The organism is Citrobacter sp. MGH103 (assembly GCF_001034475.2).
Lineage (GTDB): Bacteria > Pseudomonadota > Gammaproteobacteria > Enterobacterales > Enterobacteriaceae > Citrobacter > Citrobacter freundii.
Window position 1 is genome coordinate 4,689,193 of the sequence record NZ_CP073043.1, and the last position, 22,667, is coordinate 4,711,859.

23 protein-coding genes are annotated in these 22,667 nt (G+C 51.7%); 14 read left to right on the forward strand and 9 right to left on the reverse strand.

Features of this window, described 5'->3' with window-relative positions; genetic code table 11:
* Nucleotides 1-108: 108 nt before the first annotated feature.
* Complete coding sequence (gene metJ, locus SK33_RS22555) at nt 109-426, forward strand: met regulon transcriptional regulator MetJ (protein WP_003028816.1); 318 nt, start codon at nt 109-111, stop codon at nt 424-426.
* Nucleotides 427-478: 52 nt separating this feature from the next.
* Here the strand turns inward: metJ and SK33_RS22560 are convergent, their stop codons facing one another.
* The 3 genes from SK33_RS22560 to rpmE all read right to left on the reverse strand — a co-directional run bounded on the left by SK33_RS22560 (nt 479) and on the right by rpmE (nt 3,211).
* On the reverse strand, nt 479-1,903 hold the full coding sequence (locus SK33_RS22560; protein WP_003028813.1) for an MFS transporter: 1,425 nt from the start codon (nt 1,901-1,903) through the stop codon (nt 479-481).
* A gap of 78 nt (nt 1,904-1,981) precedes the next feature.
* A complete protein-coding gene (locus SK33_RS22565; RefSeq protein WP_003028811.1) occupies nt 1,982-2,662 on the reverse strand; it encodes an oligogalacturonate-specific porin KdgM family protein in 681 nt (226 codons plus the stop codon).
* 336 nt (nt 2,663-2,998) lie between these two features.
* Nucleotides 2,999-3,211, reverse strand: a complete 213-nt coding sequence (gene rpmE, locus SK33_RS22570) for a 50S ribosomal protein L31 (protein WP_003028810.1) — start codon at nt 3,209-3,211, stop codon at nt 2,999-3,001.
* 204 nt (nt 3,212-3,415) lie between these two features.
* Here rpmE and priA point away from each other — a divergent pair, with 204 nt between their 5' ends.
* The 7 genes from priA (at nt 3,416) to rraA (ending at nt 11,408) form a co-directional block, all read left to right on the forward strand.
* Nucleotides 3,416-5,614: a primosomal protein N' gene (priA, locus tag SK33_RS22575; RefSeq protein ID WP_048220113.1), complete on the forward strand. Its 2,199-nt coding sequence runs from the start codon at nt 3,416-3,418 to the stop codon at nt 5,612-5,614.
* A gap of 156 nt (nt 5,615-5,770) precedes the next feature.
* Nucleotides 5,771-6,796, forward strand: a complete 1,026-nt coding sequence (gene cytR, locus SK33_RS22580; protein WP_003028807.1) for a DNA-binding transcriptional regulator CytR — start codon at nt 5,771-5,773, stop codon at nt 6,794-6,796.
* Between the two features lie 93 nt (nt 6,797-6,889).
* Nucleotides 6,890-7,870, forward strand: a complete 981-nt coding sequence (ftsN, locus tag SK33_RS22585) for a cell division protein FtsN (RefSeq protein WP_003840513.1) — start codon at nt 6,890-6,892, stop codon at nt 7,868-7,870.
* Between the two features lie 91 nt (nt 7,871-7,961).
* Entirely contained in the window at nt 7,962-8,492 is a 531-nt protein-coding gene (gene hslV, locus SK33_RS22590) for an ATP-dependent protease subunit HslV (protein WP_003028805.1), read from the forward strand.
* A gap of 9 nt (nt 8,493-8,501) precedes the next feature.
* Nucleotides 8,502-9,833, forward strand: coding sequence for an HslU--HslV peptidase ATPase subunit (hslU, locus tag SK33_RS22595; protein ID WP_003028803.1), 1,332 nt, complete (start codon nt 8,502-8,504; stop codon nt 9,831-9,833).
* Nucleotides 9,834-9,900: 67 nt separating this feature from the next.
* Nucleotides 9,901-10,830 carry a 1,4-dihydroxy-2-naphthoate polyprenyltransferase gene (menA, locus tag SK33_RS22600; protein ID WP_003028801.1) on the forward strand — a complete coding sequence of 310 codons (930 nt, stop codon included), beginning with the start codon at nt 9,901-9,903 and terminating at the stop codon, nt 10,828-10,830.
* 92 nt (nt 10,831-10,922) lie between these two features.
* Nucleotides 10,923-11,408, forward strand: a complete 486-nt coding sequence (rraA, locus tag SK33_RS22605; protein ID WP_003028798.1) for a ribonuclease E activity regulator RraA — start codon at nt 10,923-10,925, stop codon at nt 11,406-11,408.
* 36 nt (nt 11,409-11,444) lie between these two features.
* Here the strand turns inward: rraA and SK33_RS22610 are convergent, their stop codons facing one another.
* From SK33_RS22610 to zapB, 3 genes are all read right to left on the reverse strand, one after another.
* Complete coding sequence (locus tag SK33_RS22610) at nt 11,445-11,834, reverse strand: hypothetical protein (RefSeq protein ID WP_048220112.1); 390 nt, start codon at nt 11,832-11,834, stop codon at nt 11,445-11,447.
* Complete coding sequence (locus SK33_RS22615; RefSeq protein WP_048220110.1) at nt 11,831-12,499, reverse strand: hypothetical protein; 669 nt, start codon at nt 12,497-12,499, stop codon at nt 11,831-11,833. The genes SK33_RS22610 and SK33_RS22615 overlap by 4 nt, the downstream gene beginning before the upstream one ends.
* 92 nt (nt 12,500-12,591) lie before the next feature.
* Nucleotides 12,592-12,837 carry a septal ring assembly protein ZapB gene (zapB, locus tag SK33_RS22620; RefSeq protein WP_088732415.1) on the reverse strand — a complete coding sequence of 82 codons (246 nt, stop codon included), beginning with the start codon at nt 12,835-12,837 and terminating at the stop codon, nt 12,592-12,594.
* A gap of 428 nt (nt 12,838-13,265) precedes the next feature.
* Between zapB and SK33_RS22625 the strand changes: the two genes are divergently transcribed.
* From SK33_RS22625 to fpr, 4 genes are all read left to right on the forward strand, one after another.
* Complete coding sequence (locus SK33_RS22625; protein ID WP_003028793.1) at nt 13,266-14,111, forward strand: MIP/aquaporin family protein; 846 nt, start codon at nt 13,266-13,268, stop codon at nt 14,109-14,111.
* 21 nt (nt 14,112-14,132) lie between these two features.
* A complete protein-coding gene (gene glpK, locus SK33_RS22630; RefSeq protein WP_003028792.1) occupies nt 14,133-15,641 on the forward strand; it encodes a glycerol kinase GlpK in 1,509 nt (502 codons plus the stop codon).
* Between the two features lie 135 nt (nt 15,642-15,776).
* Complete coding sequence (glpX, locus tag SK33_RS22635) at nt 15,777-16,787, forward strand: class II fructose-bisphosphatase (protein WP_003840506.1); 1,011 nt, start codon at nt 15,777-15,779, stop codon at nt 16,785-16,787.
* A 95-nt stretch (nt 16,788-16,882) separates the two neighbouring features.
* Nucleotides 16,883-17,629, forward strand: coding sequence for a ferredoxin--NADP(+) reductase (gene fpr / locus SK33_RS22640; protein WP_048220108.1), 747 nt, complete (start codon nt 16,883-16,885; stop codon nt 17,627-17,629).
* A gap of 63 nt (nt 17,630-17,692) precedes the next feature.
* On the opposite strand, the gene SK33_RS22645 is transcribed toward fpr, so the two are convergent.
* Nucleotides 17,693-18,121, reverse strand: coding sequence for a DUF805 domain-containing protein (locus SK33_RS22645; protein WP_048220107.1), 429 nt, complete (start codon nt 18,119-18,121; stop codon nt 17,693-17,695).
* Between the two features lie 100 nt (nt 18,122-18,221).
* Here SK33_RS22645 and SK33_RS22650 point away from each other — a divergent pair, with 100 nt between their 5' ends.
* Both SK33_RS22650 and tpiA read left to right on the forward strand, forming a co-directional pair.
* Nucleotides 18,222-18,818: a YiiQ family protein gene (locus tag SK33_RS22650; RefSeq protein WP_003028785.1), complete on the forward strand. Its 597-nt coding sequence runs from the start codon at nt 18,222-18,224 to the stop codon at nt 18,816-18,818.
* A gap of 111 nt (nt 18,819-18,929) precedes the next feature.
* Nucleotides 18,930-19,697, forward strand: coding sequence for a triose-phosphate isomerase (tpiA, locus tag SK33_RS22655; protein WP_003028783.1), 768 nt, complete (start codon nt 18,930-18,932; stop codon nt 19,695-19,697).
* A 39-nt stretch (nt 19,698-19,736) separates the two neighbouring features.
* Here the strand turns inward: tpiA and SK33_RS22660 are convergent, their stop codons facing one another.
* Both SK33_RS22660 and SK33_RS22665 read right to left on the reverse strand, forming a co-directional pair.
* Nucleotides 19,737-21,209 carry a DASS family sodium-coupled anion symporter gene (locus tag SK33_RS22660; protein WP_048220106.1) on the reverse strand — a complete coding sequence of 491 codons (1,473 nt, stop codon included), beginning with the start codon at nt 21,207-21,209 and terminating at the stop codon, nt 19,737-19,739.
* 113 nt (nt 21,210-21,322) lie between these two features.
* On the reverse strand, nt 21,323-22,627 hold the full coding sequence (locus SK33_RS22665; protein WP_048220104.1) for an SLC13 family permease: 1,305 nt from the start codon (nt 22,625-22,627) through the stop codon (nt 21,323-21,325).
* Nucleotides 22,628-22,667 lie beyond the last annotated feature (40 nt).

The window sequence follows — 22,667 nt, forward strand, 5'->3', positions numbered from 1 at the left end:
GTCGGCTACTTCGTGTCAGGGCCGCGCCACTACGATAAACTACGCACAATTATGGTCCGGGCTCAGGTTCTGGCCTCAATATTAATGACAAAGAGGATTAGGTATCTCATGGCTGAATGGAGCGGCGAATATATCAGCCCATACGCTGAGCACGGTAAGAAGAGTGAGCAAGTCAAAAAAATTACGGTTTCCATTCCTCTGAAGGTGTTAAAAATCCTTACCGATGAACGCACGCGTCGTCAGGTGAACAACCTGCGCCACGCCACCAACAGTGAACTGCTGTGTGAAGCGTTTCTGCATGCTTTTACCGGGCAACCATTACCCAACGATGAAGACCTGCGTAAAGAGCGCAGTGATGAAATCCCGGAAGAAGCAAAGGTAATCATGCGTGAACTGGGTATCAACCCGGAAACGTGGGAATACTGATTGTTAGAACAGATGAGAAAAGGCGGGATTGCTCCCGCCGATTCTCGCTATGTTACTTACTGATACCATTGAGTTTATTCAATGTCTCTTCCATTTTGAGCGTCTCTTTACGGTTCAATGGATAGAAATAAATCAGAATGACCGCCGCCAAAAACAGGCATAGTGCCGGCAAGAGATTCGCCATCGTATAAATATTTTCCTGCACAATGCTGGTTTGCACAGCGCCACCTGTTGACGATGATTGATAACCAATGATGGCCAACATAAAGCCGCCAATGGCCCCTGCACACGCCTGACCAACCTTGCGGGCAAAGAAGTTCACACCATAGACGGTACCATCCTCGCGATCGCCGGTGACATACTGGTGATAATCACAAACATCGGTCATAAACGCCCAAATCATCAGGTTGAATAGTCCGGCCCCCAACGTCGCCAGGAACAGGAAAACCAAATAGACTTTCGCGTCGGTAATGTGGATGAAGTACATAATCAAATACATCGCTACTGCAAAGAGTAGCGCGCCGACGCTGGCCTCTTTTTTACCAAACCGCTTCGTGAGCCAGGATGCCGATGGTGCCAGCAAAACCAGGGAACCAAAGGTAAACAGCAACGCGACTGACATCGCCTCTTTATTGTGGAAATAGTCATTAAACAGGTAAGTCATATTGGTACCGGACAATCCCTGATTAATCACAATCAGCAAATCCACAACCACTAAAACAATCAGCGCCTTATTGCGTGCCAGTCCCTTCAGCAACACCGAAACGGGCATGCTCTCTTTTCTCTCCACGCGCACGCGTTCGGTCGTTAACTGACAGGTCAAGGATAAAAAGATAAAGCCCAGCACTGCGCAACCAATGGAAATCCAGAAGAAGTGTTGCCCGGAAATCACCTGGCTTCCGTCCACCAGGGTGGTGTACATCAGGATCGGAATGAAAAAGCCAGTTGCCCCACCGCCGATAGCTGACCCAACGCTGCGCCAGGTTGACAGCGAGACACGATCATCCGGATTCGAGCTAATCGCCGCAGACATAGCGCCGTACGGAATACTCACGGTCGATAACAGCGAACCGTAAATGAAATAGGAGCAACAGATGTAGATAATTTTCGCCGTATAAGAAAAATCATTTACAAACGGCAGAAACAGGACAACTGCAATGATGCAAAATGGATACTTCATGCGACGCACCCACGGGTTAAAACGTCCATGTACCGTCAATTTAGAGGTATCGCATAAGCGCCCTACACCAACATCAACGAACGCATCAAAGAGTTTGGTCACAAAATAGAGTGAGCCAACAATAACGCCGGAAATACCGAGGACGTTAGTGTAATAAATCATTAAAAAACTATTAACTAAGCCAAGAATAAAACAGGTTCCGAGGTCACCACATAAATAACCAATTTTATCTCGAATTCCGAAAGGTCTGACGGCAGTGGGTTCATTATTTCCGATAATAGTTCCATCATTAGACATGATGTCAACTCCTTAGACATATTATTCACACAAACTATGCTTATCGATGTAATCAGTCGATATGAAAGCTATTACCGGTTAGAAGTTATAACCAAGACCGACACGATAACGGGTCTGACGATCGTCAGTCGTTGTTGTGTTATAACCCGAGGAAACGTTACCAACCTCAACAAATGGAACCCAAGAGCCTAGTTTATACGCCACGCGGAAGTTATATTCATAATCATCTTTCCGGTTGTTATATAAATCTTCGCTATCGGCAATTTTATAAATACCATTTAGCTCAAACATCCAGTCATTGACGTTATAACCAAGCCAGGCTTCCGGACGATAGACCATGCGGTCATCTTTGCCGTCAGTGTTTCTGCGCATGTACTCCTGACGATAGCGGAACGCGGTCCACCAGCTGTCGTTAATGTTGTACTGCACGCGGATGTAAGGTTTATAAATCGTGATGTTATCGCCCGTTTCGATCGCAATACCTGGCTGCCAGATAAGATCCCGCCAGGTAAACTGGTAGCTTGCAGTATACTCGTTGCCATTACTTTCCATATTATTCCACGCATCATTAGATTGCGTATCTTCGGAACGTGAAATGGCTTCGACTGCGACACCAAAACCAGTCGCAAAACGGTGAGACATATAAACACGATCGTAATTACGCCCATCGTCATAATATTCATGCCGGTAATCAACATAACCCGCTTGTGCGGCCGCAGAGAATAATGGAATCAGTAATAACGCAGATTTAAATTTCATGACAATCCCTCTTCACACTCAACAACGGAAATTACCCAACTCGTCCCGTCCATTAATGGGAAACGATGAAGGATTAAGAATAATTTTATATTTCCACGAAAGTGTATTTTAGAAAGAAAGCAGAAACCTTTGGTATTTTGCCAACAATTGGCATGAGTGGCAGAAATCAGAAGATAAAAATGACGCAGATCACCAGTAGAAACATTTTACCTGAAAAATAAAAACACCGTTTCATTTGTTAAATAAAAACACTATTCAACACATCAATATAAATTTTAGTCTTCAAGCGCAGATACAAAAAAAGCGCCATAAGGCGCTTTTTTCTGACAGCTGAACTTACTTGCTGCCTGGGATGCTGAAACGCTTGTTGAAGCGATCAACACGGCCACCGGTAGCAACATCACGCTGCTTGCCAGTATAGAACGGGTGGCACTTGCTGCACACGTCGAGGTTCAGATCGTGACCGACAGTAGAGCGGATTTTAATGACGTTACCGCAAGAGCAGTTTGCAGTAATTTCTTCGTATTTCGGGTGAATATCTTTTTTCATGGGAAAACCTCGGTTTAAGGCCGCGTCGCTCTTCCAGCCCTAACGCCAGACACCACGCGATGTTAATAGTATAGGTCAGTGATACAAATTTGTATCAAAGGCGGCGAATCATACAGAAATTAACCTGCTCATGCAAACTGATCCGCATTCTACCCTCCACTAATGTGTATACTAACCCGCCAGATTTCAAGTCAGGATGATTCAATGCCCGTTGCGCACGTTGCCTTACCTGTTCCGCTACCTCGCACCTTTGACTACCTCCTGCCGGAAGGCTTGAGCGCCAAAGCCGGGTGTCGTGTACGCGTGCCTTTTGGCAAGCAGCAGGAGCGCGTGGGTATCGTCCTTTCCGTCAGCGAGAGCAGCGAACTACCTTTCAACGAATTAAAAGCCGTTCTTGAAGTACTGGACAGCGAACCGGTTTATTCGACCTCCGTCTGGCGTCTGCTGTTGTGGGCGGCTGACTATTATCACCATCCTATCGGCGACGTACTGTTTCATGCTCTGCCAATTTTACTGCGCCAGGGACGTCCGGCTACAAACGCGCCCATGTGGTACTGGTTTGCCACTGAAGAAGGCCAGGTTATTGACCTCAACAGCCTGAAGCGTTCTCTTAAGCAGCAACAGGCGCTGGCTGCGCTACGCCAGGGAAAAATCTGGCGCGACCAGGTGGCTGAACTGGAATTTAATGACGCCGCATTACAGGCGCTGCGGAAAAAAGGGCTGTGCTCCCTGGCGAGCGAAACGCCAGGCTTTAGCGACTGGCGTACGCACTACGCGGTTTCCGGTGAGCGTCTGCGGCTGAATACCGAACAGGCCACCGCCGTCGGGGCGATCCACAGCGCATCTGACAGTTTTAGCGCCTGGCTATTAGCGGGCGTGACGGGATCGGGTAAAACAGAGGTCTATTTAAGCGTACTGGAAAATGTGCTCGCCCAGGGCAAACAGGCGCTGGTAATGGTGCCGGAGATTGGCCTGACGCCGCAAACTATTGCCCGTTTTCGCGAACGCTTCAATGCGCCGGTCGAAGTTCTGCACTCGGGTTTAAATGACAGTGAACGTCTTTCGGCATGGCTGAAGGCGAAAAATGGTGAAGCGGCAATTGTTATCGGCACGCGCTCGTCGCTGTTTACGCCGTTTAAAAATCTGGGCGTGATTGTCATCGACGAAGAGCACGACAGCTCTTATAAACAGCAGGAAGGCTGGCGTTATCATGCGCGCGACCTCGCGGTTTATCGCGCCCATAGCGAACAAATTCCCATCATTCTCGGCTCAGCCACCCCTGCGCTGGAAACGCTGTGCAACGTGCGGCAGAAAAAATACCGCATGTTGCGCCTGACGCGCCGTGCCGGGAATGCACGCCCAGCCATTCAGCACGTGCTGGATCTCAAGGGTCAGCAGGTACAGGCCGGGCTCGCCCCTGCGCTTATCGCCCGTATGCGTCAGCATCTGCAAGCGGATAACCAGGTGATCCTGTTTTTAAACCGCCGGGGTTTTGCGCCTGCCCTGCTGTGCCACGACTGTGGCTGGATTGCTGAATGCCCGCGCTGCGATCACTACTACACGCTGCATCAGGCGCAACACCATCTGCGCTGCCATCACTGCGACAGTCAGCGTCCGATACCGCGTCAATGCCCTTCCTGCGGCTCAACGCACATGGTTCCGGTAGGACTCGGCACCGAACAGCTTGAGCAGGCTCTGGTGCCTTTTTTCCCCGGCGTGCCAATCTCACGCATCGATCGCGACACTACCAGCCGCAAAGGCTCGCTGGAGCAGCATCTGGCGGAAGTGCATCGCGGCGGCGCGCGAATCCTGATCGGCACGCAAATGCTGGCGAAAGGCCACCATTTCCCGGACGTCACCCTGGTGGCGTTGCTGGACGTTGACGGCGCGCTGTTCTCCGCAGATTTCCGGTCGGCAGAGCGCTTCGCCCAGCTCTACACGCAGGTTTCCGGGCGTGCCGGTCGCGCCGGGAAGCAGGGCGAAGTGGTACTGCAAACGCACCACCCTGAACATCCGCTGCTGCAAACCTTGCTGTATAAAGGGTATGACGCCTTTGCCGAGCAGGCGCTGGCAGAGCGACAAACGCTCCAGCTTCCCCCATGGACCAGCCATGTGATCGTGCGGGCAGAAGATCACAACAACCAGCATGCGCCGATGTTCTTACAGCAGTTACGAAATCTGATTCAGGCCAGTCCACTGGCCGATGAAAAACTGTGGGTGTTAGGCCCAGTTCCCGCCCTGGCGCCCAAACGTGGCGGTCGCTATCGCTGGCAAATTTTGTTGCAGCACCCGTCGCGAATTCGCCTGCAGCATATCGTCAGCGGAACGCTGGCGCTGATTAATACGTTACCCGATGCACGTAAGGTTAAATGGGTGCTGGATGTCGATCCCATCGAGGGATAATCCCTCACGATGCGAGGCGGATCGTAAAATTAAATATCCATCACACTTTTTATGAAAATTCTGTAACCGCTTCCATTCACTATCTGATAAAAATGTTTCAGATGAAGGCTATTCAAGGACGAGTCTGTGCCAGCAGCTCTCTGGCGAGGAGAAAGAGTGAAACCGAATAAGCAGGTTGCCGCCGCTACGATGAAAGATGTTGCTCTGAAGGCGAAAGTCTCAACGGCAACCGTATCCCGCGCATTAATGAACCCAGACAAAGTCTCGCAGTCAACCCGTAACAAGGTTGAGCAGGCAGCGCTTGAAGTGGGATATTTACCCCAATCAATGGGACGTAACGTTAAGCGTAATGAATCGCGTACCATTCTGGTGATTGTGCCGGATATCTGCGATCCGTTTTTTAGCGAAGTGATTCGTGGCATCGAAGTCACCGCCGCAGAACAGGGATATCTGGTGCTTATCGGCGATTGCGCGCACCAGAACCAGCAGGAAAAGACCTTCCTCAACCTCATAATTACCAAGCAGATCGATGGCATGGTGCTGCTCAGCTCGCGCCTGCCGTTTGATGCCAGCGTGGAAGAGCAACGCAACTTGCCACCGATGGTTATGTCCAACGAGTTCGCGCCAGAGCTGGAACTGCCCACCGTGCACATTGATAACCTCACCGCCGCCTTCAACGCGATGAACTATCTGCTGGAACTGGGGCACAAACGCATTGGCTGTATCGCCGGGCCCGAAGATATGCCGCTGTGCCATTACCGTCTGCAAGGTTACGTTCAGGCACTACGTCGCAGCGGAATTACGGTCGATCCGCATTTCATCGCGCGCGGTGACTTTACCTATGAAGCGGGAGCCAATGCGCTTAAACAGCTCCTGGCGCTACCACAGCCGCCTACCGCGGTCTTTTGTCACAGCGATGTCATGGCGCTTGGCGCCCTCTCTTACGCCAAACGTCAGGGTCTGAAAGTGCCCGACGATTTATCGATTATCGGCTTCGATAACATTTCGCTCGCGGAATTTTGTGATCCACCCCTGACAACCGTCGCACAGCCGCGTTTCGATATCGGACGTGAAGCTATGCTGTTACTGCTCGATCAATTACAAGGACAGAACGTCAGCAGTGGCTCACGTTTACTGGACTGCGAGCTTATTATTCGGGGTACTACCCGGGCACTGACGTAAAGTAAAGTGCTTTCGGACTCCCCTGTCTGGTCAAAGGCCCGCCGCTTAAGTAACATGGCGGGCTGACGAACGAATAAATACAGCGAAACGATAGTGGCACAACGAGATTATGTACGTCGCGGCCAACCGGCACCTTCGCGGCGCAAGAAGAGCACATCACGGAAAAAACAACGCAATACGCCTGCGGTATCGCCCGCAATGGTTGCTATTGCTGCAGCCGTACTCGTGACCTTTATCGGTGGTCTGTACTTCATTACGCATCACAAGAAAGAAGAGTCCGAAACGCTGCAAAACCAGAAAGTCACCGGTAATGGCATCCCGCCAAAACCGGAAGAGCGCTGGCGATACATTAAAGAGCTGGAAAGCCGTCAGCCTGGCGTACGTGCGCCTACCGAACCGTCTGCCGGCGGCGAGGTGCTGAACGCCGATCAGCTAACCAATGAGCAGCGCCAGCTATTGGCGCAGATGCAGGCTGATATGCGTCAACAGCCAACGCAGCTCAACGAAGTGCCGTGGAACGAACAAACGCCTGAACAGCGTCAGCAAACGTTGCAGCGCCAGCGTCAGGTACAGCAACAGCAATGGGCCAACACGCAGCAGCAGGCTCAACAGCCGCGCACGCAACCACGGGTAGCGGAACAGCCTTACCAGCAGCCGCAAACGCGTACGGCGCAAACCGCGCCGGTACAGCAGCCGAAAGCACAGCCAAAACCGGCGGCGCAACAGCCGTATCAGGATTTGCTGCAAACGCCTGCGCATACCACCGCCGCTCAGCCGAAAACGCAACCGGCCGCGCCAATAACGAATGAAACGCAGCCGCCAAAACAGACGGCGGAGAAAAAAGATGAACGCCGCTGGATGGTTCAGTGCGGGTCATTTAAAGGCGCTGAGCAGGCAGAAACCGTGCGCGCGCAGCTGGCCTTTGAAGGGTTCAACTCGCGTATTACCACCAATAACGGCTGGAATCGCGTGGTCATTGGTCCGGTCAAAGGCAAAGAGAATGCCGACAACACCATCAGCCGCCTGAAGGTTGCTGGTCACACAAACTGCATTCGACTCGCCACTGGGGGTTGAAACCCCCAAAATCCCCCCCATCTATACTTGCATTACGCCCCGCATACTGTGCGGGGCCTGTACATTGCATTTGTAACCAAGGGGTCTGCTCGTGACAACAATAGTAAGCGTACGCCGTAACGGCCATGTGGTAATCGCCGGTGATGGTCAGGCCACACTGGGTAACACCGTAATGAAAGGCAACGTGAAGAAAGTCCGCCGTCTTTACAACGACAAAGTCATCGCGGGCTTTGCGGGCGGTACTGCGGATGCATTCACGCTGTTTGAACTGTTTGAACGCAAGCTGGAAATGCACCAGGGTCACCTGGTGAAGGCTGCCGTTGAACTGGCAAAAGACTGGCGTACAGACCGTATGCTGCGCAAACTCGAAGCGCTGCTGGCCGTCGCAGATGAAACGGCATCGCTCATCATCACCGGTAACGGCGACGTCATCCAGCCAGAAAACGATCTGATTGCCATCGGCTCCGGCGGTCCCTACGCCCAGGCTGCTGCACGCGCTCTGCTGGAAAACACCGAGCTTGGCGCACGCGAGATTGCTGAGAAAGCGTTGGATATTGCAGGGGATATCTGCATTTATACCAACCACTTCCATACCATCGAAGAATTGAACTCCAAAGCGTAAGGATCCCCCATGTCTGAAATGACCCCACGCGAAATTGTCAGCGAACTGAACAAACACATCATCGGCCAGGATAACGCTAAGCGTTCCGTGGCGATTGCCCTGCGTAACCGCTGGCGTCGTATGCAGCTCAACGAAGAGTTGCGCCATGAAGTCACGCCAAAAAACATTCTGATGATTGGCCCGACCGGCGTCGGTAAAACCGAAATCGCCCGTCGCCTGGCAAAACTGGCCAACGCGCCGTTCATCAAAGTTGAAGCAACCAAATTCACCGAAGTTGGCTATGTTGGTAAAGAAGTTGACTCGATCATCCGCGATCTGACCGATGCTGCCATTAAGATGGTTCGCGTTCAGGCAATCGAGAAAAACCGCTTCCGTGCCGAAGAGATGGCGGAAGAGCGCATTCTCGACGTGCTGATCCCACCGGCTAAAAATAACTGGGGACAGTCAGAGCAGCCGCAGGAACCTTCTGCAGCGCGTCAGGCGTTCCGTAAAAAACTGCGTGAAGGCCAACTGGATGATAAAGAGATCGAAATCGATCTCGCGGCCGCACCGATGGGCGTTGAAATCATGGCGCCTCCGGGAATGGAAGAGATGACCAGCCAGCTGCAGTCCATGTTCCAGAACCTGGGCGGTCAGAAGCAAAAACCGCGTAAGCTGAAAATCAAAGACGCGATGAAACTGCTGATTGAAGAAGAAGCGGCCAAACTGGTGAACCCGGAAGAGCTGAAACAAGAAGCTATCGACGCCGTTGAGCAGCACGGGATCGTGTTTATCGACGAAATCGACAAAATCTGTAAGCGCGGTGAATCCTCCGGCCCGGACGTGTCCCGCGAAGGCGTACAGCGCGACCTGCTGCCGCTGGTTGAAGGCTGCACGGTGTCCACCAAGCACGGCATGGTGAAAACCGATCACATCCTGTTTATCGCCTCTGGCGCATTCCAGGTGGCGAAACCGTCCGACCTGATCCCGGAACTGCAGGGTCGTCTGCCGATTCGTGTCGAGCTGCAGGCGCTGACCACCAGCGATTTTGAGCGTATCCTTACCGAACCGAATGCCTCCATCACCGTCCAGTACAAAGCGCTGATGGCGACTGAAGGTGTGGACATCAACTTCACTGAATCCGGTATTAAACGCATTGCCGAAGCGGCCTGGCAGGTTAACGAAACCACCGAAAACATCGGTGCACGTCGTCTGCATACCGTTCTGGAACGTCTGATGGAAGATATTTCCTATGATGCGAGCGATTTGAACGGCCAAAGCATCACAATTGATGCCGAATATGTGAGCAAACATCTGGATGCGCTGGTCGCAGATGAAGATCTGAGCCGTTTTATCCTATAATCGCGTTCAATGCATTTTCATCACTGTTGATGGGGCTGATAAAGCCCCATTTTTATTGGCGCTAAATATGACTGAACAACAACAAATTAGCCGCTCACAAGCCTGGCTGGAAAGTTTACGACCTAAGACCTTACCGCTCGCCTTCGCGGCGATCATCGTCGGTACGGCATTAGCATGGTGGCAAGGATACTTCAATCCGCTGGTTGCTCTGCTGGCATTGATTACGGCGGGATTGCTGCAAATTCTGTCCAATCTCGCTAACGACTATGGCGATGCCGTCAAAGGCAGCGACAAGCCCGACCGCATAGGACCGCTGCGCGGTATGCAAAAAGGGGTCATCACCCAACAGCAGATGAAGCGGGCGCTGATCGTCACCGTGGTCTTGATCTGCCTGTCCGGTCTGGCCCTGGTTGCTGTGGCCTGCCACACGCTGGCAGATTTTGTCGGCTTCCTGGTGCTCGGCGGCCTGTCGATCATCGCCGCAATCACCTATACCGTAGGCAATCGCCCTTACGGATATATCGGTCTGGGCGATATTTCCGTGCTGGTGTTCTTCGGCTGGCTGAGCGTTATGGGAAGCTGGTATCTGCAGGCGCATACGTTGATTCCGGCGCTCATTCTACCTGCTACCGCCTGCGGCCTGCTGGCAACTGCCGTGCTCAACGTCAACAATCTGCGCGATATCAACAGCGACAGAGAGAACGGCAAGAACACGCTGGTCGTGCGTTTAGGCGCTGTCAATGCCCGCCGCTACCACGCCTGTCTGCTGATGGGCACGCTGGTCTGCCTGGCCCTGTTTAACCTGTTCTCACTGCAAAGCCTGTGGGGATGGCTGTTTATCCTCGCCGCTCCGCTGCTGATTAAACAGGCGCGATACGTGATGCGTGAGATGGATCCTGCGGCAATGCGCCCAATGCTGGAACGCACCGTAAAAGCGGCATTGTTAACTAACCTGCTGTTTGTCGTTGGAATTTTCTTAAGTCAGTGGTCTCTTTAACTGACAAATATCAATTAACAATTGATGATTTTGCCAACAGTACACATAGCGCGATATACTAAAAATTCTCGCAGCAACTGAACGTTGAGCCTATGAAATACGATACATCCGAGCTTTGTGACATCTATCAGGAAGATGTCAACGTCGTGGAACCACTGTTCTCTAACTTTGGAGGACGGTCGTCGTTTGGCGGACAAATCATCACGGTAAAATGTTTCGAGGACAACGGGTTGCTGTACGATCTGCTCGAACAAAACGGCCGTGGTCGCATTCTGCTGGTCGATGGCGGTGGTTCTGTCCGTCGTGCGCTGGTCGATGCCGAACTGGCTCGACTGGCCGTACAGAATGAATGGGAAGGTCTGGTCATCTACGGCTCAGTCCGTCAGGTAGACGATCTGGAAGAACTGGATATCGGCATTCAGGCGATTGCCGCAATTCCGGTCGGTGCCGCAGGGGAAGGTATTGGAGAAAGCGATGTGCGCGTCAACTTTGGCGGTGTAACGTTCTTCTCTGGCGATCACCTGTACGCCGACAACACCGGGATAATCCTCTCCGAAGACCCGCTTGATATCGAGTAAGTAAAAAGGCCATCAGCAAATTTGATGGCCTTTTTTTCATTCATTTGATTCGTAATGAATGACTTTAATATCATACTTTTCATTTTTTTCTTCGGCAACGACGCTCATCATCTCACGACTGGCAGGATAAGTTTCGATATAAGCATTTAATTTATCCACAGCTATCTGAACGTCACTCTTTTGTATTCCGATAAAAATTATTTCACTGAGTTGAAGATGGCTACCTTCATCTGAATAGCTTACAAAAAACCAGTCGCTGGATACCCTTGGGACCTGTTTAAGAGGTTTCGGTGTTAGCAGATGATAGAATAATAAATTCTGCTGTGTATAGATTTTTTCTGTAAAGATGCTCAACATGAAACAGCAATAAAGTAGCGAAATTAAAATCATAAATACAATAATAAAACCTGATTTCCTGAACTTCATATGCGGAGTTCCCGAACATAATTTGGATTCGCAACAGGTTTTATTATATCCATAAATAAAGGTAATTCCCCTGAGTAGGGTTCATGTTTCTTATCCTTATCTATTGGGTCAGGAAATAGTAACGGAATAACGCTTTTGTTTTTAAACTCACCAACAGGACCATAGAAGTCCCAGATACGATAAGCCTTTTCTTTCGAACAGATCTGAAGACGAGAGGTGTAATCTGCATAATTTACAGCTTGGTAAAAACCAAATAAGTTCGATACCAAATCTTCAGCACTATAGCCACTATCCGTTAAATATACGTAAGGCCAAAAATCCTGCAAGGATTCGAAGCGATGTGACGTACCTAAGAATATCGATAAAGCAATACCTTGTAAGGTTCGTTCCGGTAATCCTCGTCGCACCATATATCTACGATATATACCAGTATTAATATTTAGGCCATGAATGTTTTTGGACATACTTTGATGATAATTTACTTCATAAAATTCGCTATCACCACCACGAGCTCTTATCATTTCAAACCATAATCTTTCAGCCCCTGCTGGATTAGCATGGCCTAAATCAATCCATCCTAGATTCTCTGTATAGATAAGGCCATATTTAATATCACTGGTGATAAATCGATCCGAATTATCAATAATATCGTTTCTTTTTGTCATATCGTATTCTTTGAAATTTAAAAGTTACGATATCCTAATCTCTACATAGTAAAAAGGCATCCATTATGGATGCCTTTTTAAAGAAATCAGAATTAGACTTCTTCCATACGACCCAGCAAGGCATGCAGACGATCCTGCCAGCCGTTCTGCTGTTCTTTCAGGTTGTTGTTCTCACGCTCCAGCTCTTCACGCTGCTGCTGTGCAGTCTGAACTTCCTGCGACAGTGAGTTGTTCTTTTCTTTCAGCTCTTCGATTTCCATCTGTAACAACGTGATGGTATCAATCGCCTGCTGTACTTTTGCTTCCAGTTTCTCAAACACTTCTAATGACATCGTCATACCTCTCCTGAATTGCAAGGCGTTGATGGATAAAAATCCTCGTCCCGATAACCGGCGACGCCTTAATAAAAACGAGCGCACTCTACTTAACACCGATTGTATGAAGCCGCGTCATCGCTGTCCAGCGGCATCCCGCGCAGATTGCGGTTTGCAACACTTTTAGTCTTTCTCCTGGTGACATGACTGTCATAACTCTTAAGTGTTAACAGATTGATCAGTGAAATGATTCAGCTCACACTATTTTTGTATAACAAATACCGCACAATGGCGCGAAAACGCTCATTTTGTTGATGCAGTACACACATTTTAATTTCGATATTTCTCGTTTTTGAGCGTTAACGATAAATTAACAGTGTGCCTACCGGCTCCGGGGATGTCAGTGACCTTCTCGCACACAATAAACATTAAACTCTCTTCAGGATCCGATTATGAGTCAAACCTCAACCTTAAAAGGCCAGTGCATTGCTGAATTCCTCGGTACCGGGTTGTTGATTTTCTTCGGTGTGGGCTGTGTCGCTGCACTCAAAGTAGCTGGTGCTACTTTTGGTCAGTGGGAAATCAGTATCATCTGGGGTCTGGGGGTAGCGATGGCTATCTATCTGACCGCAGGTGTTTCTGGTGCACACCTGAATCCCGCGGTAACCATCGCACTCTGGCTGTTCGCCTGTTTTGATAAACGCAAAGTTGTCCCTTTTATTATTTCGCAAATTGCCGGCGCCTTTTGCGCAGCGGCATTGGTTTACGGGCTTTATTACAATCTTTTCATCGATTTTGAACAAACCAACCATATCGTGCGTGGCACTACCGAAAGCCTGGGTCTGGCGGGTACTTTCTCCACCTATCCGAATCCGCATATCAATTTTGTGCAGGCCTTCGCGGTTGAAATGGTCATTACCGCTATTCTAATGGGGCTGATTCTGGCTCTGACCGACGATGGTAACGGTGTACCTCGTGGTCCGCTGGCACCACTGCTGATTGGCTTATTAATTGCCGTTATTGGTGCTTCCATGGGTCCGCTGACAGGTTTTGCGATGAACCCGGCACGTGACTTCGGACCGAAACTCTTCGCCTGGATGGCCGGATGGGGTGAGATTGCCTTCACAGGTGGTCGCGATATCCCTTACTTCCTGGTTCCGGTGTTTGGCCCAATTACCGGCGCGATTTTGGGCGCATGGGCATATCGCAAACTGATTGGTCGCCATTTACCGTGCGATGTCTGCGTGATTGAAGAAAAAGACGCGGCGGCCAACACTCAACAAAAAGCTTCGCTGTAATGTGACTACGGGACAAAAATTATGACTGAAAAAAAATATATCGTTGCGCTCGACCAGGGCACCACCAGCTCCCGCGCGGTCGTAATGGACCACGATGCGAATATCGTTGCCGTTTCACAGCGCGAATTCGAGCAAATCTACCCGAAAGCAGGTTGGGTAGAACACGACCCAATGGAAATTTGGGCAACCCAAAGCTCTACGCTGGTTGAAGTTCTGGCGAAAGCCGATATCAGTTCCGATGAAATTGCAGCGATCGGTATTACCAACCAGCGTGAAACCACCATCGTCTGGGAGCGTGAGACCGGTAAACCAATCTACAACGCCATTGTGTGGCAGTGTCGTCGTACCGCAGATATCTGCGAAAAGCTCAAGCGCGATGGCATGGAAGAATACATCCGTAACAACACCGGCCTGGTGATTGACCCGTACTTCTCTGGCACCAAGGTGAAATGGATCCTCGACCACGTTGAAGGCTCGCGTGAACGCGCTCGTCGCGGCGAACTGCTGTTTGGTACCGTGGACACCTGGCTTATCTGGAAAATGACGCAGGGACGCGTACACGTCACGGATTACACCAACGCTTCACGTACCATGCTGTTCAACATCCACTCCCTGGACTGGGATGACACGATGCTGGATGCGCTGGATATTCCGCGCGCCATGCTGCCAGAAGTGCGTCGCTCTTCTGAAGTGTACGGTCAGACCAACATTGGTGGTAAAGGCGGCATTCGTATTCCTATCTCCGGTATCGCCGGTGACCAGCAGGCAGCTCTGTTTGGCCAGCTGTGCGTAAAGGAAGGGATGGCGAAAAACACTTACGGTACTGGCTGCTTCATGCTGATGAATACCGGTGAGAAAGCCGTTAAGTCCGAAAACGGACTGCTGACCACCATCGCCTGCGGACCGACCGGGGAAGTGAACTACGCGCTGGAAGGTGCGGTATTTATGGCTGGCGCATCGATTCAGTGGCTGCGCGATGAAATGAAACTCATCAGCGATGCATTCGACTCTGAGTATTTCGCCACCAAAGTGAAAGACACCAACGGCGTGTACGTCGTTCCGGCATTTACTGGCCTGGGTGCACCGTACTGGGACCCGTATGCACGTGGCGCCATCTTCGGCCTGACCCGTGGCGTAAACTCCAACCACATCATCCGCGCAACGCTTGAGTCTATCGCTTATCAGACGCGTGATGTTCTGGAAGCGATGCAGGCTGACTCCGGTATTCGTCTGCACGCCCTGCGCGTTGACGGCGGTGCGGTCGCCAACAACTTCCTGATGCAGTTCCAGTCTGACATTCTGGGCACCCGCGTAGAGCGTCCGGAAGTTCGCGAAGTCACCGCATTAGGTGCAGCGTACCTGGCTGGCCTGGCAGTAGGCTTCTGGCAGAATCTGGATGAGTTGCAGGAGAAAGCGGTCATCGAGCGTGAATTCCGTCCAGGCATCGAAACCACCGAGCGTAACTTCCGTTACAGCGGCTGGAAAAAAGCGGTCAAACGCGCCATGGCATGGGAAGATCACGACGAGTAATACGTCATTGCCGGATGGCTACTTTGGCTTATCCGGCAAAATCTTCGTGCGGGGGCAACCCCGCACACACATCAATAATCTCGCCCCCTCCCCTGTGCTACACTTCGCGCCATTCCTTTCAGCTACGAGTTTGCAATGAGACGAGAACTTGCCATTGAATTTTCACGCGTGACCGAAGCGGCCGCGCTGGCTGGCTATAAATGGCTGGGCCGCGGCGATAAAAATACCGCTGACGGCGCGGCGGTGAACGCCATGCGTATTATGCTCAACCAGGTCAACATCGACGGCACCATCGTGATTGGCGAGGGTGAGATTGATGAAGCGCCGATGCTGTTTATCGGTGAAAAAGTCGGGACCGGTCTTGGTGATGCGGTCGACATCGCCGTCGATCCTATCGAAGGCACACGCATGACGGCAATGGGTCAGGCAAACGCGTTGGCCGTACTGGCTGTGGGCGATAAAGGCTGCTTCCTGAATGCGCCAGATATGTACATGGAAAAGCTGATTGTCGGCCCAGGCGCAAAAGGGTCTATCGACCTGAACCTGTCGCTGGAAGCCAACCTGCATAACGTTGCCGCTGCACTCAATAAACCGCTGAGTGAGCTGACCGTAACCATTCTGGCCAAACCACGCCATGATGAAACGATCGCCGAAATGCAAAAACTGGGCGTGCGCGTCTTCGCCATTCCTGACGGCGACGTTGCGGCCTCCATTCTGACCTGCATGCCAGACAGTGAAGTTGACGTGCTGTACGGCATTGGCGGCGCACCTGAAGGTGTGGTTTCCGCAGCTGTGATCCGCGCACTGGACGGCGACATGCAGGGCCGTTTGCTGGCGCGTCATGACGTCAAAGGCGACAGCGAAGAGAACCGTCGCATTGGCGAACAAGAACTGGCTCGTTGCGCCGCCATGGGCATTGAAGCGGGCAAAGCGCTGCGCCTCGATGAAATGGCGCGTAGCGACAACGTCATTTTCTCCGCCACCGGCATCACCAAAGGCGATTTGCTGGAAGGGATTAGCCGTAAAGGTAATATCGCGACCACCGAAACGCTGCTGATCCGCGGCAAATCACGTACGATCCGTCGCATTCAGTCGATTCACTACCTCGATCGTAAAGATCCCGATGTGCAGGCGCACATCCTGTAATTGATTTGATCAATAGAGCCTTCCAGCCCATATGGGCTGGAAATCTTTCGTCCAACGAACGAAGATAAGGCAATCAAAACAGACAGGAGAAAACCATGGCAGATTGGGTAACAGGCAAAGTCACAAAGGTGCAAAACTGGACCGATGCCCTGTTTAGTTTGACCGTGCGAGCTCCGGTTCTTCCTTTCACTGCAGGTCAGTTCACTAAGCTTGGCCTTGAGATCGACGGCGAACGCGTCCAGCGCGCCTATTCTTACGTAAATGCCCCTGATAACCCCAATTTAGAGTTTTATCTGGTGACAGTTCCCGACGGCAAACTCAGCCCTCGTCTGGCAGCACTGAAGCCTGGCGATGAAGTCCAGGTGGTGAGTGAAGCTGCTGGTTTCTTCGTGCTGGATGAAGTCCCCGATTGCGAAACGCTATGGATGCTGGCGACCGGCACGGCTATCGGCCCATATTTGTCGATTCTGCAGTTAGGCAAGGACTTGGATCGCTTTAAAAATCTGGTGCTGGTCCACGCCGCGCGCTATGCCGCCGATTTGAGCTATCTACCGTTGATGCAGGCGTTGGAAAAACGCTACGAAGGTAAATTACGCATCCAGACAGTTGTCAGCCGTGAAACAGCCGCAGATTCGCTGACCGGACGTGTACCGGCGTTGATTGAAAGCGGTGAGCTAGAAAAAGCAGTCGGGTTGCCAATGGATAAAGAAACCAGCCATGTGATGCTGTGCGGAAACCCGCAAATGGTACGCGATACGCAGCAGTTGCTGAAAGAGACCCGGCAAATGACCAAACACCTGCGCCGTCGACCGGGCCATATGACCGCAGAGCACTACTGGTAAGAACGTTTCAATGCCCGGTAAACACCCGGGCATTTTGCCGGATGGCGCTTACGCTTATCCGGCCTACGAGTCAGCTCTGTACTTTACGTCCTGCGTATCCTTACCATATTTATTCGCGTCCTGGGTGCCAATGAACGCCCCCAGATCGATAAGCATACCAACCAGAATCAACGTTGGAACAAAGCGGCCTATCGCCCATTGCCAGACGCCGGGTAAAATCGCCCAATTTCCGGCCAGCAGCATCCACGCCAGGATCATCAACAGCGCCCACGCTCCGGAGCGCCCCCGGTCATGCAGACGTTTTACCGTCACTGCCGCCGTTGGCCATAGCAGACACACCAGACAAAAAGCCGCGGTCTGAATATCGAGTAATTGTTTGCTCGCCAGCGAAAACAGAACCAGCATGCTGACGATCCAGAGGCCAATCCAAATCCAGAAATCACGGCGCCCGATGCGCCCTTTAAATGAGAATAACCACTGCTGTATGGTCATGTAAGTTCCTTTATTATTACCTTCCAGAACAGTTTACCCTTTTGACAAGCTCGACGGTTACCGTTTTAATCGTGAGCAATGAGAATGAAAGGTACGATTGATGAAGCAAGGATTTACACTGTTTTTATTATTGTTTTCAGCCTTAACCGCGAGCACTGCGGTACTGGCGGAAGAGCCGTCGACGGCAACCACGGCCCCCTATTTACTGGCGGGCGCGCCGACCTTTGACCTGTCGATTAGCCAGTTTCGTGAAAACTTTAATACGCAGAATCCGAAGCTTATTCTGAATGAGTTCCGTGCCATCGACAGCAGTCGCGATCGAGCAAATCTCACCCGCGCAGCCAGTAAAATCAATGAAAACCTGTATGCGTCTTCCGCTCTTGAACGCGGCACCCTTAAAATCAAAAGCATGCAGATAACCTGGTTACCCATTCAGGGGCCAGAACAAAAGGCAGCCAAAGCGAAAGCGCTGGAATACATGACCGCCGTCATCCGCACCGTCGCACCGCTACTGACGAAGGAACAGAGCCAGAAAAAGCTGCAAAAACTGCTCGCCGCAGGCAAAGGTAAGCGCTATTACGCTGAAACAGAAGGCGCAATTCGCTATGTTGTTGCTGACAACGGTGAAAAAGGACTGACCTTCGCTGTTGAACCGATTAAGCTGGTACTATCAGAAAGTCTTGAGAAGGCGAATTGATGACAAAAAGCAAAGCCTTTCAGGGGATGAATCTCTATACTGTTTCACAGACCATGCTGCCCTCACGGGCGGCCATATTCCTTAATTCGCTGACAAGCGTGGAGAAATGAAATGCGACATCCTTTAGTGATGGGTAACTGGAAACTGAACGGCAGCCGCCACATGGTAAACGAATTGGTTGCTAACCTGCGTAAAGAACTGGCTGGCGTTGCTGGCTGTGCAGTAGCGATTGCTCCACCGGAAATGTATATCGACCTGGCGAAACACGCCGCTGCCGGTAGCCACATCATTCTGGGCGCGCAGAACGTTGACCTGAACCTGTCTGGCGCATTCACTGGTGAAACAAGTGCTGAAATGCTGAAAGACATCGGCGCGCAGTACATCATTATCGGTCACTCTGAGCGTCGTACTTACCACAAAGAATCTGACGAGCTGATCGCTAAAAAATTCGCCGTGCTGAAAGAGCAGGGTCTGACTCCAGTTCTGTGCATCGGCGAAACCGAAGCAGAAAACGAAGCGGGCAAAACTGAAGAAGTTTGTGCACGTCAGATCGACGCGGTTCTGAAAACTCAGGGCGCGGCAGCATTCGAAGGCGTCGTTATCGCTTACGAACCAGTATGGGCTATCGGTACCGGCAAATCTGCAACTCCTGCTCAGGCTCAGGCTGTTCACAAATTTATTCGCGACCACATTGCTAAAGCTGACGCGAAAATCGCTGAGCAAGTTATCATCCAGTACGGCGGTTCTGTAAACGCAGCTAACGCGGCAGAACTGTTCGCTCAGCCGGACATCGACGGTGCGCTGGTTGGTGGTGCTTCTCTGAAAGCAGACGCCTTCGCAGTCATCGTTAAAGCAGCAGAAGCCGCTAAACAGGCTTAAGTTGTTAAGGCGGGAGGAGCCCTCCTCCCGCTGTATTAACTACCAGTATCCCAACCAGTGCCACCAGAAGGCGCCGGTCACACCCCAAATGGTCAGGTTGACCACACTCATCACCAGCCCCGTTTTCCACCACTCCGCCAACGTAACATAGCCCGAACCAAAGATAATAGGCGCAGTACCCGTGCCATAGTGCGTGAGCGACATCATCAAGGAGGAGGAGAAACCGAGCATTAAACCAAGCAGCGCTGGCGGCGCGCCGAGGCCTAAGCCTGCGGCGAAGAACGCAGCGAACATAGCCGTAATATGCGCAGTTGTGCTGGCGAAAAAGTAGTGCGAGTAGACGTAAAGCAGGATCAACAACAGCGTCGCAACACTCCAGTGCACGCCAAGATGGTCGATTGCGCTACCCACGCTGGTTGCCAGCCATCCTACCAATCCCAGTTTGCTGAGAAAATCCGCCATCATCACCAGCGCGGCAAACCAGACTATCGTATCCCATGCCCCGCGGCATTTAAGAATGTCATCCCAGCTCAATACACCCGCCATCAATAGAATCGACAATCCAATTAACGCGGCGCTAGTGGGGTTTACGCTCCAGGCACTGCCCATCAGCATTGCTGGAACACCCGCCCATAGACAGAGCAGCAAAATGAACACCCCCAGGGTGATTTTCTCTGCCAAAGAAAGTGGACCCAGCGCATCCAGTTTTTGCCGCGCAAACTGCGGTGCATTTGGTGTGCGCGTGATAGCTGGCGGATAGAGCCACCAGATTACAATCGGCATGACAGCCAGTGATACCAGTGCGGGAAGAAGCGCCGCAATAGCCCACATTCCCCAGGTCATGTTCAGCACGCCATCCGTCCCCTTTGTCAAAAAACTGACGATTAACGGATTAGGTGCAGTCGCGGTGATGAACATAGCCGAGCTGATCGGGTTAATGTTGTAGTTCACCAGCGCGAGATAACGGCCCGTGGAGCCATTCTCGGCATGGCCTGGCTGCGAGCCGAGGCTCTCCGCAATCGCCCGCATTACCGGGTGGATAATGCCACCACCACGCGCGGTATTACTTGGCGTTACGGGTGCAATTAGCGTTTCCGCAAGGGTTAATGCCCACGCAATACCCAGCGTTCTTTTACCAAATAGCGCAATAAACCCGTAGCCAATACGCGCGCCCAGGCCGGTCTTTAACAGACTTTGCGACAGCATAATGGATAAACCAATCAGCCAGATTAGCTGGTTAGAAAAACCACTCAATGCATCGTTCAATGCCGCCGAGGGTTTGCCTGGGTTAGTAACGCCTGTCATCGCCACCAGCATAATCGCCACAATCGCAATTGCGCCAATGGGCATAGCTTTACCGATAATCGCGGCGATCGTACCAATAAACAGTGCCAGCAGATGCCACGCTTGCGGGGTTACGTCAGGAGGACACGGGATAACAAACCAGATGGTCAGCGTAATCACAAGCGAGATGATGGCAGGCCAGCGGCGGATGGGGGTCAAACTGTCCATGAATCAATCCTTGAGTTTCCAGTGCGCAAATCTGCGCTCAGGCATTAACCGATATTGCCGCGCATAATACAATTCACTCACTCACAAAACATAAAATTAACATTTTGATACAGCTACAGTTTTCCCAACACCGTAAACCAGGCGTAATCCAGCGGCAGAAGAATCAAATACGTTGCCGCCGCCAGTGCGATACACAGCAGCATCCCTGCCCTTGCAGGTACTTTCCCGAGCGCCATCGCCACCACGATCGGTGAAGCCTGATACGGCAACAGTGGTGTGGAATAACCCAGCACCTGGATCATAATCACCGACAGCAGCGGGAATCCCGCCGCATCGGCAAAGCTTTGCGCCAACGTGGTATACAGCGCCGGAACACCGTTCGCCGTCATAATAAAATTAAGCGCCGTGGTAATACCGGTCAGCGCGAGGAAACTGGTAAACGGCTTTTCCGCATCCAGCGGCATCACCTGTAACAGCGCTTCACCAACGGCGCTACCAATACCTGTTTGCGTGACGGTGATCGCCAGCCCCAGAATACCCGCCACATAAATGCAGGTACGAATGTTGACCCCAGTGGAAAACTCGTCGCCATTGATAAAGCCAACCCGTGGGAGCAATGTGATAACTGCCGCCGCCAGCCCAGTCCACGCGGGGCCAATGCCGTGCCAGCTTTCGCTTACCCAAAGAAGCAACACCACCGCTAACATCCAGGCCAGACGTTTTTCATCTCCGCTCATCGGTTCCGACGGCGTGAGATCGCGCGGCGCATGGGGCTTGCCAGGGAACAGCCAGCAGATAAGCACGATGAGAACCGCGCCTTTAAGCCAACCCAGAACCGGCGTATGCAGCAGCAAATAGGGAAGATAATTGAGGTGGATGCCGTAAGAGCCTTCCGCAGCGCCGCTCATCACCAGATTCGGTACGTTTGCGGGTAAAATCGTCGCAGAAAGCTGAAATGTCCCAAACCCAACGGCCAGTGCCAGACCATACCAGCCGCGCGTACCATCGTTAATTCCAGCCCGTTTCGCCATCGCTGCGACAATCGGCATCAGCAGCGCAATGCGGCCCATGTTGGATGGCATTACAAACGCCAGCGCGTAACTCAACAGCACCACACTCGCCACCATTAACGGCCAGGAGTCGGTCAACCGTGATGACAGCGCTCTCGCCGCCCTGTCCGCCAGCCCCGTTTTACGAATCGCGATACCCAGCACAAAGCCGCTAAACACCAACCAGAATGCGGAGGACGCAAAGCCGCCAAAGATCACATCCGGTGGCGCGATTTTGGCGACCATCGCCACGGCAAAGAACAGCAGCGCCGTTATAAACTCCGGCAGCAGCGACGTAGCCCAGAGCAGAATGGTGATGCCAACCACCATAGAGGGGATAAACAGAGGGTGTGTAAGCCAGAGCGACATGCCTGTCTCCTGTTGTTTTTTTCAACAAGAATACGGGGAC